Origin of the sequence: Curtobacterium sp. PhB142, assembly GCF_004341255.1 — a bacterium.
Classification (GTDB): Bacteria; Actinomycetota; Actinomycetes; order Actinomycetales; family Microbacteriaceae; genus Curtobacterium.
On sequence record NZ_SLUT01000014.1, the window covers coordinates 1 to 16,758 of the forward strand.

The window sequence follows — 16,758 nt, forward strand, 5'->3', positions numbered from 1 at the left end:
GGAGAGCTCCGGAAGGGACAGGTGTTGCTCTTCGCCGACCCCGACCACGTCGGCACCCTCCGGCTGCACCGGTTCGACTCCCTCAACAGCGACGGGACCCTCACCACGAAGGGCGACGCGAACCCCTCCGCCGACTCCACACACATCTCCCGGTCCGCGGTCACGGGCGTCGGGTACCTCCGTGTCCCACTCATCGGCACACCCGTCCTCTGGGCTGCGGACCATCGAACGGGCCCGCTCGTCGCCCTCGGTTCGGCCCTCGTCCTCGTCGCTGGACTCGCCGTCCTGCCCGCCGTCGCAGATCCGAGCAGGACGACGGGGGCGTCCCGACGTGGGCCCCGGCATCGTCAGCAGGACCACCGGCCGTGGGCGGTGGGGGCTCTCCTCGTCACTTCTGTCTGCACCGTCGCGGCGCTGGCGGTACCTGCTCCGGCGGCCGCCGCGGCCTTCGCCGCCACCGCCACCGCACCCAGCACGATGGCGACCGTGGCCGCGACCCCGGCCACTGCGCTGACGTGCACGTCGAACACGAACGGGTCGGTCACCATCGGGTGGACCTACGACGGGGTGGCACCCGAGCGGTTCACCACGGTCATCGACGGCGTCGCGAGCAGCGACACCAGCGCCGGCACCGCCCGATCCACCAGGATCAGCTCCTGGGACCTCTTCTCGTTCCGCACCTCCAGTGTCACCGTCCGCGCCGACGTCACCTCGACGTGGACGACGACCTCCGCCAGCAGCGTCCGCATCAGCACCGTCCGCTTCCTCGGACTCGGCCGCACCAGTTGTGCCTGACCCGATCCCGCCCTCGTGGGCGGGAGGTCACGACGTCCGCGAAGGCGCCACGCGGAGCCCGGTGGAGCGCTGCTCGAGATCGGCCAGCGCGCGGATGACCTCCGGATCCCGGTGCCGCCATCGGTCGACGACGTCGACGCCGAGCCGGCCGGCGGCGTTCCGGGTCGTCAGCGCGCGGACAGCGAGCAACTCGGCTCCGTCCGGCTGCTGACCGAGGCGCTGTGTGAGCGTGGCGAGCCGGATGAAGCCGCCGCGGTACCGGATCCAGACCACCACCAGGACGATGATCAGCACCGCGGTCGACGAGGTACCCAGGAGGTGCGCCACGTGCAGCGTCTCCTGCTGCTGTTCTGCTCCGGCAGCCGCGATCCGCTGCGCGCTCTGGCTCGCGTCCTGCAGCGGTGCGCTGACCGACTTGCCGATGAACGGCACCTTCTCGAGTGCCGTTGCGGTGCTGCTCAACTGCTCCTGGAACGCGGTGCCCTGGTCGTGGACACGAGTTCCGATGTCGGCGAGGGCGCTGATCGATGCGGAGACCGCTCGCCCGAGCAGAACCGCGGCGACCATCCCGGCCACCACGACGACATCGAGCAGCACCTGCCCTGCCGTGCGGATCGGACGTGCGTCGTAGAACACCATGGACAGGTCCTACCACTCGCGCGATGCTGTGCCTCTCGGCCATCGGCCCATGTGGAGTCGGCGGGACCGGCCCCGTCGTCAGGCGCTGGGGATCGTGGGCAGGTCCCAGTAGGCGGGTCGTTCGTAGTGTTCGGTCCAGCCCCGTCGCATGCGCGACGCGGCGCGGTCGAAGGCGTCGACGACGTCGGTGTCCGGTGTGAGGAGCGCCTGCAGACGGATGCCGTCGTAGAGGGCGAGGAGCTGCTGTGCACCGCGGATCGGATCCATCGTGGCGGGTTCCCGCCCGGCACGGACGTCTTCGGCGAGGGCGGTGCGCACGGTCTCACGGAACTGGAGGTAGGCGGACCGGTAGTAGTCCGCTCCGTCGGTCGACGGGTCGGTCGACGTGGCGAGTGTGGACGCGATCAGGCGCATCAGGGCTGGTTCCTCGGCATGGGCGGCGAGGAGCGCGTGCAGGAACGCGATCGTGCCCTTCTCGGCGGCGAGGGGGAGCAGGGGAGCGGAGACTGCTCGGGTCCACCGCATCACGGTCGCGGCGAGCACGGCGTGCTGCGACGGGAAGAGCCCCAGGACCTCGGGGACGGTCATCCCCGCGCGTTCTGCGACGTCCTCGAGGGTGAACCGGGACGCGCCGCCGGCGTGGACAGCGGTGATCGCGGCGTTCAGGATCCGGGTTCGGGGGATCTCCTCGTCGGCCGCGTCCTGGTTCGTCAAGGGAGCGAGCGGGTGCTTCCGGAACCAGTCGAGCAGAGCACGCGCGCGGGACGCACCGAAGGTGGAGTCGTTGGGGCGGTTGGCGGTGAAGAGGTCGCTGAACCCCGGCACGTCGTGCAGCAACGGGTCGAGCGGCTGGAACGCCATCGACCAGTCCGGGAAGGACCGGTGTCGGATCGGCTCGTTGAGGAGCACTCGGACGTTGGTGTGGCGGGGATCGGCTCGGACCTGATCGAAGCGTTCAGCGACGACGTCGTCGTCGCCCTCGATGATGCCGATGCAGTTGTCGTCGCGGTGTGCGAGCATCCCGGTGACACCGAGGCGGGTGTTCTTCTCCCGGCCGACGGCGAGGATCTGCGCGAGTTCCGAGTCCGTGATCGGTCGGGTCTGCGTGCTGGTGTAGACGAGCGATCGCATGATGGTTTCCCCTCAGGTTCTGACATGACCGGACCGACCACAGCGTGCTCCACCTCGACCGCCGCGGCAACCCCCTGAACGGGAGACGCCGCGGCGACCGCAGTACTCACACGGATGACGTCTTGGTGAGACCGTGCTCCGTCTTCTCCCAGTAGTGGGGTCGGGTGATGAGCTGCCACAGGCCCTTGTAGGCGGCGATCGAGTGCAGCACCCAGTACGCGGGGTTCAGCAACGCCCAGAGCATCAGGTCGAACCGAGCGCGTTTGTACGGCCCCATCATGGTCAGGTAGATCATCGTGGCGTTGCCGAGCAGGAAGTCGAGCACGCACAGCCAGAGCACCGGGGCGGGGAACACCGGGGCCGTCCACGCCGTGGGCAGCACGAGGGTGGCGATCGTCACCGCGATGCCGGGCAGCATGCCGAGGAACGTCAACGGTGTCCCGGCGATGAGCAGCGCGAACGCGGCAGCCCGGCGCACACCGATCTCCCGCACGAGCGCACGGGGGCGCCGGGCGTGGACGAGGGCGGTCTGCATGTACCCCTTGATCCACCGCGACCGCTGCCGGACGAAGTTCGGGATCGAGGTGTTCGCCTCCTCCATCGTGGTCGAGTTGACGACGGAGACGCGGTACCCGACCGCGGACGCACGGATGCCCAGGTCGGCGTCTTCGGTGACGTTGTAGGGGTCCCAGCCACCGAGCTCGCGCAGGAGCTCGGTGCGGAAGTGGTTCGAGGTCCCGCCCAGCGGGATCGGCAGGTTGCGGGCGTCGAGGCCGGCGAGCATGTAGTCGAACCAGTACGAGTACTCCAGCGTGAACATGCGCGTCAGGGCGTTCTCGTCGGCGTTGAAGTAGCTCAGAGCGGCCTGGACGCACACCGTGTCGGTGCCGGCCCGCTCGAACGTGGTGAACACCTTCTTGAGCTGGTCGGGGTCGGGGCGGTCCTCGGCGTCGTAGATGACCACGTACTCGCCGCGGGCGATCGCGAGGCCGACGTTGCAGGCGCGCGGCTTGGTCTGCGGCGCACCGGGAGGGACGATGACGATCCGCATCCAGGCCGGTGGATCAGCGTCGAGGACGGCCTGGCGTGTCTCGTGGTCCTCGGCCTCGACGAGGACCAGGACCTCGAGGCGGTCCTTCGGCCAGTCGAGGACCTCGAGGTTGCGGACGAGGTCGCCGACGATGTTCGCCTCGCGGAACACCGGGACCAGGACGGTGTACGTCGGCAGCGTGGTGTCGTCGAGCGCGGCGACGTCGGCCGCTGAGACCTGCTCGACGAGGTCGAAGCGCGCGCCGACCATGGAGACCCAGAACTTGAAGACGATGCCGGCCAGGAACCCGAGCGAGAGCACCGCGGTGACGATGGCGGCCGTCGTGCCGGGAGCGATCACCAGGCAGCCGGCGAACGCGAGCAGGGCGATGCCGCCGCCGACCTGTTGACCGCGAGACAGCACCGTGCGGGCGGACATGGCCGGGATCGTCCGGGCGAGGTCGTGTGCGGCGAGGTCGGCGACCTCGTCGTCCAGCTCCCACATGATGCGCTGGCGGACCTCGGCCTCATCGACCGCCCGGAGCACGACCGGCTCGCCGAACTCCTCGGTCAGCGCGGCCCGGAGCACATCCGGGTCCGACCGGCCGCTGGTCAGGACGAGGACACCCTCGCGGATCCGTGCGGAGGCGACCCAGCCCTCGTCGACGTGCCGGCGGACCGAGCACCGGTGCGGCGGGCGCCAGTCGGACTCGCCGCCGCGGTGCCGGGCGGTCGTCTCGTCGATCGACGGGGTGTCGGTCTCGCTGGTGACGGCGGACGCACCGGACACGACGGCCGTCATGCGCCCACCGCCGAGACCAGGGCGTGCATCCACTCGGCGACGACCTCGCGTTCGAACGCCGCGGTCCACGCGAGCGGGATCTGGAGGGCGGCGAGCACCATGACGAGAGCGCTCGTGACCCGGCTGCTGGCCCGCGGGAGGATCGCGATCGCGACGGCGAGCATCGTGACGAACGTGTTGCCGGCGGTGGCGACCGGGATGAGTCCGATCGCGTAGCCGGCGAGGATCCCGGCGAACAGCGCGACCACGATGACGATCGCACCGGGTCGGCGCACGAGCAGGGCCAGGAGGCACCCCGCGACGACCATCGCGAGGAGCAACAGCCCGTCGAACGAACCCACCAGGTGCTCGAGGCCGCTCAGCCGGGTGCTGTCGGTGTGCACGGTGTTCCGCAGTGCCGCGAACGGGTCGCGGAGGACGAGCAGGTCGAGCACGGACATCGAGCCGATGACCGCGATGCTCGGGAACACGAGGACGAGCGTGTTCGCTCGGCGGATGCCCGGCTGTCCGTGCCGGGCGAGCTCCAGCAGCGGCGCGGTGAGCGCGGCGATGACGACGTAGACGAGGCCCATGGGGTCGACGAGCGTCGACACCATCAACGACAGGCCGGCACGGAACCCCGCCTGGGTGTCGCCGTACGAGAAGAACCGCACCATGTCGGCGATCGCGAGCGCGAACAGCGCGATGCCGAGGAAGGCCTGCAGGTCGTTGAGGGCGACGAAGGCGTAGAGCGGGTTCGCGCCGAGCGCGATCGTGAAGACGACGACCTTGCGCATCCGGAGCCCGCGCCGGAGCATGGCCTGCGCCAGGAGCTGCAGCAGCACGCCGGCTGCGAGGCCGCCGAGGACCGCTGCACCGTGCACGCCGAACGGCAGGAACCGGAGCAGGACGCCGGAGAGCAGCGGGTAGAGCTGACCGACGGCCTGCACGACGCCGCCGTCGAGTGCCGCCGTCGCCCGGTCGAGGGTCGCCTGGTTGCCGGTGAGCTCCAGGAGCGGTGTGGTCGGGATCTCGATCGAGAGCACGGCGACCACGACGTAGGGCACGGCGAACGCGAGCCGGAGGAGCCACCGCGTCCACGCGCGGGGGAGCGGCCGGAGCGCCGATCGGTGCGGCGACTCGGCCGACGACGGGACGGCGCTCAGACGCGGGACGGTGACGGTCATGCGCGCTCCTTCGGGTGGATGCGGACAGTGGAGCCCAGGCACCCATCACAGTCGGAGGACAGACGAATCGGTACACCCAGAACGGGGTACAGGCGAGCCCCCTGAAGTGAGGACCTCTGCGCGTCTCGTGAATGGGGGTGCCGCCGCGTCGAACCCGAATCGACACGCCGGCACCCACCGTGACCGCCCCACCCGAGGGAGGTCGCCTTCGCTTGGTGCCAAAGCTCCGCGCGGATCTCGTCCGCAACGGAGTTGCTGACTCGATGACTCAATCAGGCGACGCCCCTCGTTGGTATCCCCCAAACGGGGAACGCGCGTTCTCCGGATGGCAGCGGGGCCGCTCCCGTCGATTTCCGCGTACCTGTGCGCCCGGAGAGCGGCACGTCCGTACCGTCTCGTGAGCTACCCCGCGCCGCCCAGCTGCGGGGGCCCGATCCCTGTTCCGGGCTGGCATCGTCGCGGACCGCCGCGCCGAACCCGACGTCGTCGTAGCGCGAGGGCGCCTGCTCCTCGACCCGAACGAGGAGCAGACGCCCTCGGTCACCGTTCGGTGTCGGCCCACGTGGTCGCAGCTGTCCGGTCTGCGCATCCATGCCTGCCGGGGTACGTGCGCGAGCCGGGACCACAGCGGCCGCCCGGTACAACGACACCATGACCACTTCTGCCCGCACCCCGCTCGGGGTCACGCTCGTCGACGGCGGCGCCAACGTCGCTCTCTTCTCCAGCACCGCGGAGCGCGTCGAGTTCTGCACGTTCGACGACGACGGCACGGAACACCGCACCGAGCTGCAGCACCGCACCGGCTACACCTTCCACGACATCGTCCCCGGCGTCGCTGTCGGCACCCGCTACGGCTTCCGCGTGCACGGCGCGTGGGACCCGGCCAAGGGCCTCCGCCACAACGGCTCCAAGCTCCTGCTCGACCCGTACGCCACGGCGGTCGACGGCTCGTACGAGTGGGGCCAGGCCCTGTTCGGGCACGACATGGACGACCCGGAGACCCGCGACGACACCGACTCGGCCGCCGCCATGCCGAAGTCGGTCGTCGCCGACCGCTCGTTCGACTGGGGCGACGACGTCCGTCCCGCGACCCCGCTCGGCGACACCGTCTTCTACGAGGTCCACGTGAAGGGCTTCACGAAGCAGCACCCCGACGTGCCCGAGGCGATCCGCGGCACCTATGCCGGCATGGCGCACCCGGCCGCGATCCAGCACCTTGTCGACCTCGGCGTCACGGCCGTCGAGCTGCTGCCCACGCACCAGTTCGTCCAGGACTCCACACTCGCCGACAAGGGGCTGCGCAACTACTGGGGCTACAACTCCATCGGGTTCTTCGCGCCGCACGACGAGTACTCGTCCAGCGGCACGGCCGGCCAGCAGGTCGCCGAGTTCAAGGAGATGGTCAAGGCCCTGCACGCAGCCGGGCTCGAGGTCATCATGGACGTCGTCTACAACCACACCGCCGAGGGCAACCACATGGGTCCGACGCTGTCCTTCAAGGGCATCGACAACGAGTCGTACTACCGGCTCGTCGAGGGCGACGAAGCGAACTACTTCGACACCACCGGTACCGGCAACAGCCTCAACGTCTCGCACCCGGCCGCGCTCGGTCTGATCATGGACTCGCTGCGCTACTGGGTCGAGGAGATGCACGTCGACGGTTTCCGCTTCGACCTGGCGACCACGCTGACCCGTCAGGGCGGCGAAGCCGAGAAGCACTCCGCGTTCCTCGACATCATCCACCAGGACCCGGTGCTCCGTGAGGTCAAGATGATCGCCGAGCCGTGGGACACCGCGGGGTACCAGGTCGGCGGGTTCCCGGCCGACTGGTCCGAGTGGAACGGCAAGTACCGCGACGACCTCCGTGCCTTCTGGCGCGGCGACGAGGGGGCGCTCGGCGACGCCGTGCAGCGTGTCCTCGGCAGCCCGGACGTCTACGAGGGGTCACGGCGCTCGCCGCTGTGCTCGGTCGACTTCGTCACGGCCCACGACGGCTTCACCCTGGCGGACCTGACCTCGTACGCCGAGAAGCACAACGAGGCGAACGGCGAGGGCAACAACGACGGCGAGAGCGACAACGCCTCGTTCAACGGCGGCGTCGAGGGGCCCACGGACGACGCCGGGGTCAACGCGTACCGCGACCGGCAGCGCCGGAACTTCCTCGGCACCCTGCTGCTTTCGGCCGGTGTGCCGATGATCCTCGGCGGCGACGAGATCGCCCGCTCGCAGGGCGGCAACAACAACGCCTACTGCCAGGACGACGAGATCTCGTGGTTCGACTGGGACGCCGCCGACCAGGACCTGCTCGCGTTCACGACCGCGGCGATCGCGTTCCGGGCCCAGCACCGTTCCCTGCGTCCGGAGTGGTACCGCACGGCACCCGGCGACTCCGACTCGACCGTCTCGGTGCTCCGCGCCGACAACGCGGGCTTCGAGGAAGGGGACTGGGCAGACGGCGGCAACCGGGCGGTGATGCTCGTCCTCGAACAGGGCGACGACACGGTCGCCGTCCTGCTCAACGCCTCGGACACCACCGTCGAGTTCACGCTGCCCGAGAAGCCGGGTGGCGGCACGTGGCAGCTCGGGCTGTCCAGCGACCCGCAGCAGCAGGTCGCGGGTGACGCGGCGACCGTGCTCGTGCGCGACGCGTCCTTCTCCGCGCTGTACTGACACGGTTCCGGTCGCCGGACACCGACCCGGTGGGGTCGACGGTCGGCGATCGGAGCTGGTCTACGTTCGACTCATGGGGACTGACGACGTGACCGGACAGCAGCGGCGGGAGCGGAACCGGTGGTGGCTCTGGTGCGCCGGCGGATTCGTCCTGTCGCTCGGGCTGCTGCTCGTGCTGGGGCGGTGGTTCCCGGTGAGCGCCGGGGTCCTCGTCGGCTGGTTCGTGCTCGCGACCTCGGCCTGGTCACTGCCGACTGGTCGTCCGCGCCTGGGCAGCCCCGTCGCCACCTTCGTGCTGTCGACGATCACGGTCATCGGGGTGAGCTTGCTGGTCGGTGCCATCGTGCCGAACCTGGGCGACGGTGACCTTCGCATCGAGGGGATCGTTCTCGGGGTCGTGCTCACCGCGGTCGGTGGGACGTGGGGGATCGTCGTGGCGAAGCGGTTCTCGCGGCGGCAGGTCGATGCCGAGGTCGAGCGGTTCCGGCGCGAGCAGGAGTCACCGACCGGCGACTGACCTCGTCAGGCTCGGTCCTGGCGCACCGGATGGACCGACTCCGCGGCGGCGTCGGCCGGAACCGGCGCTCGTCGGATCGCGATCACCGTCACATCGTCGTCGTGCGCGACCTCGTCCGCCCGCGCGGACAGTGCCGCCACCAACGCCGTGGGTTCGGAGCCGCAGGCCCGTGCGAGATCGGCCACGGCGTCGACGGTGTCCTCGCGCCCGCCGAACAGGTCGAGCACGCCGTCACTGAACGAGATGAGCAGGTCGCCGGTGTCGAGGAACCCCTCGGTCGTCGCCCACTCGTCGCGGAGCCCCATCCCGAGCGGGAGGTCGCTCGACCGGAGCCGGTCCACGGCACCGTCGGACCGGAGCACCAGGCTCAATCCGTGGCCCGCGTCCGCCCACCGGAAGGTGCCGTCGGTCGAGATGCGCGCGTGGAACAGCGTGGTGAACGTCACGTCGGTCGCGCTGCCCTCGGCGGCGAGCCCGTCGGCCGCCCGCAGGAGCGCCTCGGACGGGTCGTCGACGGCACGGGAACTGCGGACCGTGGCCCGCACGGCCGCTGCGATGAGCCCCGCCCCCACGCCCTTGCCCATCACGTCACCGAGGCTGACGGCGATCCCGCTGTTCGTCTCGTACCAGTCGAAGAAGTCACCACCGACCGACTTCGCCGGCAGGCAGGCGCCCGCCACCGCGACGTCGGCGCCCAGGTGGTCGGTCGGCGTGGGGAGCAGCGAGCGCTGAACGGCGGCGGCACGGTCGATCTCCGCGCGGACGCGTTCCTCGCCCAGTCGGGCAGCGCGGACGTTGCGCCGCGCTCGCCGTGAGAGCTCCTGCACGACTGCCGCGACCGTCCCGAACACGATCACGGTGACGCCAAGGCGGACCAACTCGCTCGCTCCGGGCACGTTCGTCGGCGTCAGGACGTAGGGCGCCATGATCACGAGCGTCACGCCCAGCGCCGCGTACACGACGGTCAGGCGGCCACGGAGCGATCCGCACCAGACGACCGGCAGGACGGCGAGCGAGGTGAAGACCGAGGCACCTGCGCCCGTGCTCGTCCGGAACAGCGCGATCGCCACGAAGTCGAGCACCAGCAGCGCCGGCACGAGCCCGACGGAGTGCGGCAACGCCAGTGCCACCGCAGCCACGACCGTCGCGAGACCGGTGACCGCGAGGCTCGCGACGAACAGGCCGCCGTCCGTCACCTGGAGCGACGGCACCGTGATGCTCAGGACGGCGCTGAGCGCCAACAGCGCACTCAGGGGAGCCTGCCGCGCGAGGGGGCTCTCGAGGATGCTGGTTGGGCGAGACATTCGAGGAGGACGTTACCGGTCGGTGCGTCTGCTGGTGCGATCGATGTCAGCGCGGCCAGGTGAGCACGACGGCCACGGTGTTGAACAGGACGTGCGCCAGGACCGCCCCGCCGATGCGTCCGGTCATCGCGACGAGCGTCCCCGTCAGCAGGCCGAGCACGAACGTCGTCACGAAGACCTCGAACCCCGCGACCGACGATGCGGGCGTGCTGATCGCCAGGTGCATCAGCGCGAACGCGAACGCGGTCACCAGCACGGCCAGGAACCGCGTGCGCGGCGTCAGCTCGGCCGACAGCCGGCGCTGCATGAGACCACGGAACACGATCTCCTCGAGCACCGGACTGACCAGGCACACCCCGATCGCCGAGACCACGAGCAGCAGCACGTCCGGCGTGCCGAGGGTCGGCTGCGGCGTCAGCCCGGTCACACCGAAGAACGCGACGGACAGCACGGCGTCGAGCCCGCGGCACACGATGAAGATGCCGATGGCCGCGACGGCGTCGGCCCACCCGAGCCCGAGCCGGCGCACCAGCAGTGCCGGAGAGGACCTCCGGAGCACCCACCCGACGCCGAGCACGAGCGGCACCCACACGGCCAGGTCGGCGACCAGCACCTGCGTGATCGGGGAGGGCAGACCCCCAGTCCGGGCGACGCCACCGACGACCCGGGACAGCAGCACGGCGACCAGGAGCGCGATCACGATGACCTGCAGGTCCCGCACCGCCGAGGAAGGGCGGGCGGCGGTCGGCGCGTCCGGTTCGGGCTGCATGTCGCCACCGTACGGGACGCAGAACGAGACTCGACGTCGCGCGACCCCGAGCGCGTCTCATCGGTGTGGCAGTATTTCCCTGCCGAACGCTGGGACGATCCCGGTCGACCTGCGACAGGGACTCTGCAGGGCGCGGCGACTTCCGGGGAAGGGTGCCGCGTGGAGCTACGCGACTACATAGCGGTCTTGCGCAAGGGATGGGTCTTCATCCTGGTGCTGGCACTGGTCGGGGTCGCGGCCGCTGCGGGCTTCTCGCTGGTGAAGAAGCCGGTCTACGCAGCATCCGCGCAGGTCTTCGTCTCCACGGAGACGTCCGGCAGCGCGAGCGACCTGGCGCAGGGCAACACGTTCACCCAGCAGCGCGTGCTGACGTACTCGAACCTGGTGTCGACGCCCATCGTCCTGTTGCCGGTCATCTCGTCGCTCAAGCTCGACATGAACGCCGATCAGCTCGCGACCATGGTGGCCGCGACGGCACCGACGAGCACCACCCTCATCTCCATCTCGGTGGAGGGCACCGACCCGGTGCAGGCCGCGAACATCGCGAACGCGACCTCGCAGAGCCTGACCAACGTCGTGCAGGACATCGAGGCCACCGACGCGAGCGGCAAGAGCACGGTCAAGCTGACCCGCGTCAAGCAGGCGGACGTCCCGAGCACCCCGGTCAGTCCGAACGTGCCCGTCAACGTCGCACTCGGCCTGCTCGTCGGGCTCGCACTCGGCATCGGGATCGCCGTGCTGCGCGAGACCCTGGACAACCGTGTCCGGACCGAGCTCGACGTCGAGAAGATCAGCGACAAGCCGGTCATCGGCGGGATCGCCTACGACGCCAAGGCCGCCGAGCGTCCGCTCATCGTGCAGGTCGACCCCCGCAGCCCCCGCGCCGAGTCCTTCCGGACGCTCCGCACGAACCTCCAGTTCCTCGACATCGGCACGGGCGCTCGGACCTTCGTCATGACGTCGTCGATGCAGTCCGAAGGCAAGAGCACGACCGTGGCGAACCTCGCGATCGCCCTGGACAGCGCCGGATTCCGGGTCATCCTGATCGACGCCGATCTGCGCCGCCCCCGCGTCGCCGAGTACATGGACGTCGAGGGCAACGCCGGCCTCACCGACGTGCTCATCGGTCGTGCCGACCTCGAGGACGTCGCACACCCGTGGGGGCGCGGCAAGCTCGTCGTCCTGCCCGCCGGACCGATCCCGCCGAACCCGTCGGAACTCCTCGGCTCGCGCGCGATGCAGGACCTGATCGAACGCCTCGAGCAGCAGTTCGACTACGTGCTGTTCGACGCGCCGCCGTTGCTCCCGGTGACCGACGCGGCGATCCTGGCGAAGAAGGCATCGGGCGCGATCATCGCGGTCGCGTCGGGGCACACCCACAAGGGGCAACTGGCGGCAGCCATCGCGTCGCTCGAGAACGTCGGCGCCCCGATCTCCGGCTTCGTCATCACCAAGATGCCCGTCAAGGGTCCCGGCGCCTACGGGTACGGCCGGTACGGGTACGGCTACGGCTACGGCCAGGACGACGGCGCCACCGCATCGGTGACGCCGCCGAAGCAACCCGGCAAGAAGCTCGGCGTGCTCCGGCGAGCCGGACGCTGAGCGGAGCCGCGACCATGACGACGCGCCGGGGGACCCGAAGCCTCGGCCGCGCACTGCCCCGAACCACACTCATCGTGGTGGCGGCCGTCGTGGTGGTGCTGGTCGCGATCGACGTCGTGCTCGTCTCCCTCGCCCTGGGGCGCACCGCGCCGGAGCGGAACGGACCTGCGGGCCCGATCCCCACGTTCACGAGCACACCCGACACGACCGAGACGCCGCGCGCGAGCGCGTCTACTGACGCAGACTCCGCATCCACCGCTCAGCGGGGGCGGCGTCTGTTGGCAGCCGTGGACGACCGGGAGGCATGGCGTGCGTCCGGCGGGTCGTGCGGCGGCCCCCGGCCGGTGCTGGAACACACCGTGAACGGCGGGTCGACGTGGGTCCCGGTGGGACTCGGGACGGATGTCGGATCGCTCATGGCGATCCGGGCCTCCAGTGCGGAGCTCTCGATCCTGGCGGGCGTCGGTGACGACTGCACCACGACGGCGCGGACCAGCACCGATGCGGGCGTGACGTGGAACGCGGGGACGCCCGGCGCCGCAGGCGCCGGGATCAGCACCGACGGTGTGGTGCTCGCGAGCGGGACGATCCAGGCCCCGTGCGCGGACCCGATCGAGGCGTTCCAGGGGGAGCGGACGTCGGTCGTGATCTGCGACGGCCAGCTCGAGTGGCGGGCCGGGACGGATGCATGGGTGGACGTGCCGATGGGCGGTGTGCGCTCGATCGCGGTCGACGGCGGCGAGTACACCCTGGCCCGCGTGGACGTGGCGTCCTGCTCCGGCGTGCAACTCGTGACCATGCCCGCGGCGGACGTGACCCCCAGCACCGCGGTCTCGCCGGTGGGCTGCGCCGACGGGGCGGACTCCGACGGCACCGTCACGATCGACCGTGCCGGACAGGACGTCTGGCTGTGGGACGGCGAGACGGTCAGAGTCTCGAGTGACGGCGGTGCGTCGTGGTGATGCGACCGTGACGGCGGACGCGCTCCGCGCACCGAGCGTGGTCGGGGCCCGCGACGAGTGGAGCCGCTCGTACTCGCGCCGGGTGCTCATCACGGATCTGCTGGCGCTGATCTGGGTGGTCTTCGGCGTGCAGATCGCCTGGCTGGGGATCGAGTCGAACCTCGCCACCAACACCGCGGACCTCCGGCTCAGCTACTCGGCCATCTCGATCGTCGTGATCGTGGTGTGGATGAGCGCGCTCGCCCTGTACGACACCCGCGGGGCGCGAGTCATCGGTGTCGGGAGCACGGAGTACCGCCTGGTCGCAGACTCCAGCGTCCGGGTGTTCGGACTGTTGGCGATCGCGGCGTTCCTGCTGCACGTCGACCTCGCCCGGGGGTACGTGCTCATCGCCTTTCCAATCGGGATCCTCGTGTTGCTGCTGTCGCGGTGGATGTGGCGGCAGTGGTTGGTTGCCCAGCGTCAGCAGGGTGCGTACTCGGCGACGGTGCTGCTGGTCGGTTCGCCGGCCAGCGTGCTGCACATCGGCCGCGAACTGGCTCGTTCACCCGAAGCCGGGTACCGCGTGGTGGGTGCCGTCGTGTCCTCCAACCACCGCGGGACGCTTGCGGGCTCGACGATCCGGAGCCACGGCGGGTTCGACGACGTGAGCTCCGCCTTGCGCGAGACCGGTGCCGACACCGTCGTGATCACGAGCTCCGACGACCTGCCGCCGGAGCGGGTCCGCGAACTCAGCTGGTCGCTCGAGCCCGGCCGGCAGCACCTGGTCGTCGCACCGAGCCTGACCGACATCGGAGGTCCGCGCATCCACACGCGGCCCGTGCAGGGGCTCCCGCTCATCCACGTCGAGACGCCGACGTACTCTGGGCGCAAGCTCTACACGAAGCGTGCCTTCGACCTGGTCGGTGCAGCGCTGCTCGTCATCGTCCTGTCGCCGCTGCTGCTCGTGCTGACGGTGCTGGTGAAGACCACCACACCGGGTCCGGTCTTCTTCCGCCAGGAGCGAGTCGGACTGAACGGCGGCACCTTCCGGATGATCAAGTTCCGATCGATGGTCGTCGATGCCGAAGATCGCCTGCAGGAGCTCAGCGCCCTGGACCGGGCGGAGGGCAACGACGTCCTGTTCAAGATGCGGAACGATCCCCGCGTCACCCGGATCGGCGGTTTCATGCGGCGATACAGCCTCGACGAGGTGCCGCAGCTGTTCAACGTCCTCGCCGGCAGCATGTCGCTCGTCGGTCCGCGTCCTCCGCTCGCCCGCGAGGTCGCGCGCTACGACACCCACGTCCACCGTCGGTTCCTGGTGAAGCCGGGCATGACGGGTCTGTGGCAGGTCAGCGGTCGGTCCGACCTGTCGTGGGAGGATTCGGTGCGGTTGGACCTGTACTACGTGGAAAACTGGTCGATCCTCGGGGACCTCGTGGTGCTGTGGCGGACGCTTAAGGCGATCTCGGCTAGCCGAGGTGCGTACTAGATGGGCGCTCGAGATCGATCAGGTGACGATGATTCGCGCGGACGAGGCGGCCGTGACACGGTGCTTGCCGCTCCGCGCGTCCGCACTGCCGGCGTGCCGTTGGTGGCGCGACCTGCACCGGAGGTCATCGATGGTCTCCGTCGGTGTGCTTCCGGTCTGCGGGGCCCCGGAATCCCGGTCCACTTCGTCAACGCTTACACGGTGTCGCTGACCTCCGAAGCCCGCTACCTCGAGCTTTTCCAGTCGGGGGGACTGAACATCGCCGACGGGACCCCACTCGCTTGGATCGCCCGTCGCAGAGCGCCTGACGTCGCACACCTGCGTGGGCCGGACGCGTTCCGCGAGTTGCTCGCGTCCGATCCGAGGCACGGTCTGCGGCACTTCCTCCTGGGCGGAACCGAGGAATCTCTCGAACGGCTCAGACTCGCCGTGGCACGCGACTACCCCGACACGACGGTCGTCGGATCATTCAGCCCGCCGTTCCGGCCCCTGGGGCAGGCGGATCACGACGAGATCGACGTCCTGATCAAGGACGCTGGCGCGAACGTGGTCTGGGTCGGCATCGGGACCCCGAAGCAGGATTACGAGACGGTCCGCCTCGCGAAGGTGCACCCCGCGGTCGTCCTCGCCGTCGGCGCGGCGTTCAACTTCGTTTCCGGCGAGGTCGTCGAGGCACCGCTCCTGTGGCGTCGGACCGGACTCGAGTGGCTCTACCGGCTGGCTCGCGAGCCCCGGCGTCTCTGGGGACGGTACGTTTTCGGCAACATCACCTTCCTGTTCCTCGTGGGGAGGCGACGGCGTGGTTGAGCACACCGTGGTCGACGTGATCGTGATCAGCCAGGTGCCGCCGCCCGTGCACGGTTCGACGGTCATGACCAAGACCTTCCTGGAGATGCTGCGCACGACCGGACGACGGAGCCGACTCGTGGACCGGCGCTTCAGCAAGTCCGTCGACGAGATCGGCACGGCCAGTTTTCGAAAGGTACTCGGCGCGTTCTCGCTCCTGGGTCGACTGTGGCTGGCCCTTCGCCGCAGCCCGAGCGCTGACGTTGTGTTCTTCACCACGAACCGGCCACCGTCGTTCTGGGTCGACGTCGCCATGAGCGTCGTGCTCCGGGCGTTGCGCCGTCGCTACATCGCCTACGTCCACACATCTGGGTACGCGGACCTGGCCGGTGCGGGCACGGCACAGCGCCGCGGCGTGAGGCTGCTGCTCGGGGGAGCCGCATCGGTCGTCGTGCTCGGCACTTCGATGCGTGCGGACGTCGAGCGGTTCAACGGCACGGTCCGCACCATCCCGAACACCGTGGCCGAGTCGATGCCGCCTGCGGTTCCAGCGGCTGCCGCTCCGTCGATCGTGTTCGTCTCGAACCTGATCCCGGGCAAGGGCGCGGACGAATTCATGCGCATCGCCAACCGGTGTCTCCGGGACGTACCCGCTGCACGTGCGGTCGTCGTGGGGCGTGCGCCGACCACCGAGTACGAGGACGAGTTGCGGGCCATCCTGGAACCCGACGTCCGAACTCGCGTCATGTTCGCCGGCCCTCTGTTCGACGCTGATCGCGATGCCGTCGTCGCGTCGGCGTCCGTGCTCGTGTTCCCGAGCAGCTACCGGTACGAGGCCCAACCGCTGACCGTGTTGGAAGCGCTCCGGCTGGGTGTCCCCGTCGTGGCCTACGCAGTGGGAGGACTGGGAGATGTCATCGACGACGACGTCAACGGTTACCTCGTGGAGACGCGGGATCGGGAGGCTGCGGCCGATCGATGCCGCTCGATCATGACGTCGCCGGACCTCCGGACGCGACTGGGAGCCGGTGCTCGGGCAGTGTCCGAGGAACGTTTCACTCCCGCTCGGTACGCCGCTGCTTGGTCCGACCTCCTCGAAAGACGTGACTGAC

14 protein-coding genes are annotated in these 16,758 nt (G+C 69.9%); 8 read left to right on the forward strand and 6 right to left on the reverse strand.

Annotation, left to right across the window (positions count from 1 at the left end; translation table 11 throughout):
* A partial coding sequence (locus EDF31_RS18690; protein WP_207896301.1) for a hypothetical protein occupies nt 1-795 on the forward strand: 795 nt, incomplete at its 5' end.
* A 27-nt stretch (nt 796-822) separates the two neighbouring features.
* Here the strand turns inward: EDF31_RS18690 and EDF31_RS18695 are convergent.
* The 4 genes from EDF31_RS18695 to EDF31_RS18710 all read right to left on the reverse strand — a co-directional run bounded on the left by EDF31_RS18695 (nt 823) and on the right by EDF31_RS18710 (nt 5,562).
* Complete coding sequence (locus EDF31_RS18695) at nt 823-1,434, reverse strand: hypothetical protein (protein ID WP_131847449.1); 612 nt, start codon at nt 1,432-1,434, stop codon at nt 823-825.
* A gap of 78 nt (nt 1,435-1,512) precedes the next feature.
* Nucleotides 1,513-2,565 carry a BLUF domain-containing protein gene (locus EDF31_RS18700; protein ID WP_111086135.1) on the reverse strand — a complete coding sequence of 351 codons (1,053 nt, stop codon included), beginning with the start codon at nt 2,563-2,565 and terminating at the stop codon, nt 1,513-1,515.
* Nucleotides 2,566-2,671: 106 nt separating this feature from the next.
* Nucleotides 2,672-4,396: a glycosyltransferase gene (locus tag EDF31_RS18705; protein ID WP_131847451.1), complete on the reverse strand. Its 1,725-nt coding sequence runs from the start codon at nt 4,394-4,396 to the stop codon at nt 2,672-2,674.
* Nucleotides 4,393-5,562, reverse strand: coding sequence for a hypothetical protein (locus EDF31_RS18710; RefSeq protein WP_131847453.1), 1,170 nt, complete (start codon nt 5,560-5,562; stop codon nt 4,393-4,395). Before EDF31_RS18710 ends, EDF31_RS18705 begins: the two co-directional genes overlap by 4 nt.
* A gap of 651 nt (nt 5,563-6,213) precedes the next feature.
* On the opposite strand from EDF31_RS18710, the gene glgX reads away from it, so the two are divergent.
* Together glgX and EDF31_RS18720 are read left to right on the forward strand one after the other, a co-directional pair.
* Entirely contained in the window at nt 6,214-8,232 is a 2,019-nt protein-coding gene (gene glgX / locus EDF31_RS18715) for a glycogen debranching protein GlgX (RefSeq protein WP_131847455.1), read from the forward strand.
* Nucleotides 8,233-8,305: 73 nt separating this feature from the next.
* Nucleotides 8,306-8,749 (forward strand): hypothetical protein, encoded by a 444-nt coding sequence (locus tag EDF31_RS18720; RefSeq protein WP_131847457.1) that lies wholly within the window; start codon nt 8,306-8,308, stop codon nt 8,747-8,749.
* Nucleotides 8,750-8,754: 5 nt separating this feature from the next.
* Here the strand turns inward: EDF31_RS18720 and EDF31_RS18725 are convergent, their stop codons facing one another.
* A complete protein-coding gene (locus EDF31_RS18725; RefSeq protein ID WP_131847459.1) occupies nt 8,755-10,053 on the reverse strand; it encodes a SpoIIE family protein phosphatase in 1,299 nt (432 codons plus the stop codon).
* A 46-nt stretch (nt 10,054-10,099) separates the two neighbouring features.
* Nucleotides 10,100-10,822, reverse strand: a complete 723-nt coding sequence (locus EDF31_RS18730; RefSeq protein ID WP_131847461.1) for a type II CAAX endopeptidase family protein — start codon at nt 10,820-10,822, stop codon at nt 10,100-10,102.
* 159 nt (nt 10,823-10,981) lie between these two features.
* Between EDF31_RS18730 and EDF31_RS18735 the strand changes: the two genes are divergently transcribed.
* The 5 genes from EDF31_RS18735 (at nt 10,982) to EDF31_RS18755 (ending at nt 16,757) form a co-directional block, all read left to right on the forward strand.
* Nucleotides 10,982-12,424: a polysaccharide biosynthesis tyrosine autokinase gene (locus EDF31_RS18735; protein WP_131847463.1), complete on the forward strand. Its 1,443-nt coding sequence runs from the start codon at nt 10,982-10,984 to the stop codon at nt 12,422-12,424.
* A 77-nt stretch (nt 12,425-12,501) separates the two neighbouring features.
* Nucleotides 12,502-13,386 carry a hypothetical protein gene (locus EDF31_RS18740; RefSeq protein ID WP_131847465.1) on the forward strand — a complete coding sequence of 295 codons (885 nt, stop codon included), beginning with the start codon at nt 12,502-12,504 and terminating at the stop codon, nt 13,384-13,386.
* Nucleotides 13,373-14,860 (forward strand): sugar transferase, encoded by a 1,488-nt coding sequence (locus EDF31_RS18745; RefSeq protein WP_131847467.1) that lies wholly within the window; start codon nt 13,373-13,375, stop codon nt 14,858-14,860. The genes EDF31_RS18740 and EDF31_RS18745 overlap by 14 nt, the downstream gene beginning before the upstream one ends.
* Nucleotides 14,861-15,667, forward strand: a complete 807-nt coding sequence (locus EDF31_RS18750; protein ID WP_131847469.1) for a WecB/TagA/CpsF family glycosyltransferase — start codon at nt 14,861-14,863, stop codon at nt 15,665-15,667.
* The gene (locus EDF31_RS18755) at nt 15,660-16,757 is read left to right on the forward strand and encodes a glycosyltransferase family 4 protein (protein ID WP_131847471.1); all 1,098 of its coding nucleotides are present in this window, start codon (nt 15,660-15,662) and stop codon (nt 16,755-16,757) included. The genes EDF31_RS18750 and EDF31_RS18755 overlap by 8 nt, the downstream gene beginning before the upstream one ends.
* The last annotated feature ends 1 nt before the right edge of the window (nt 16,758 follow it).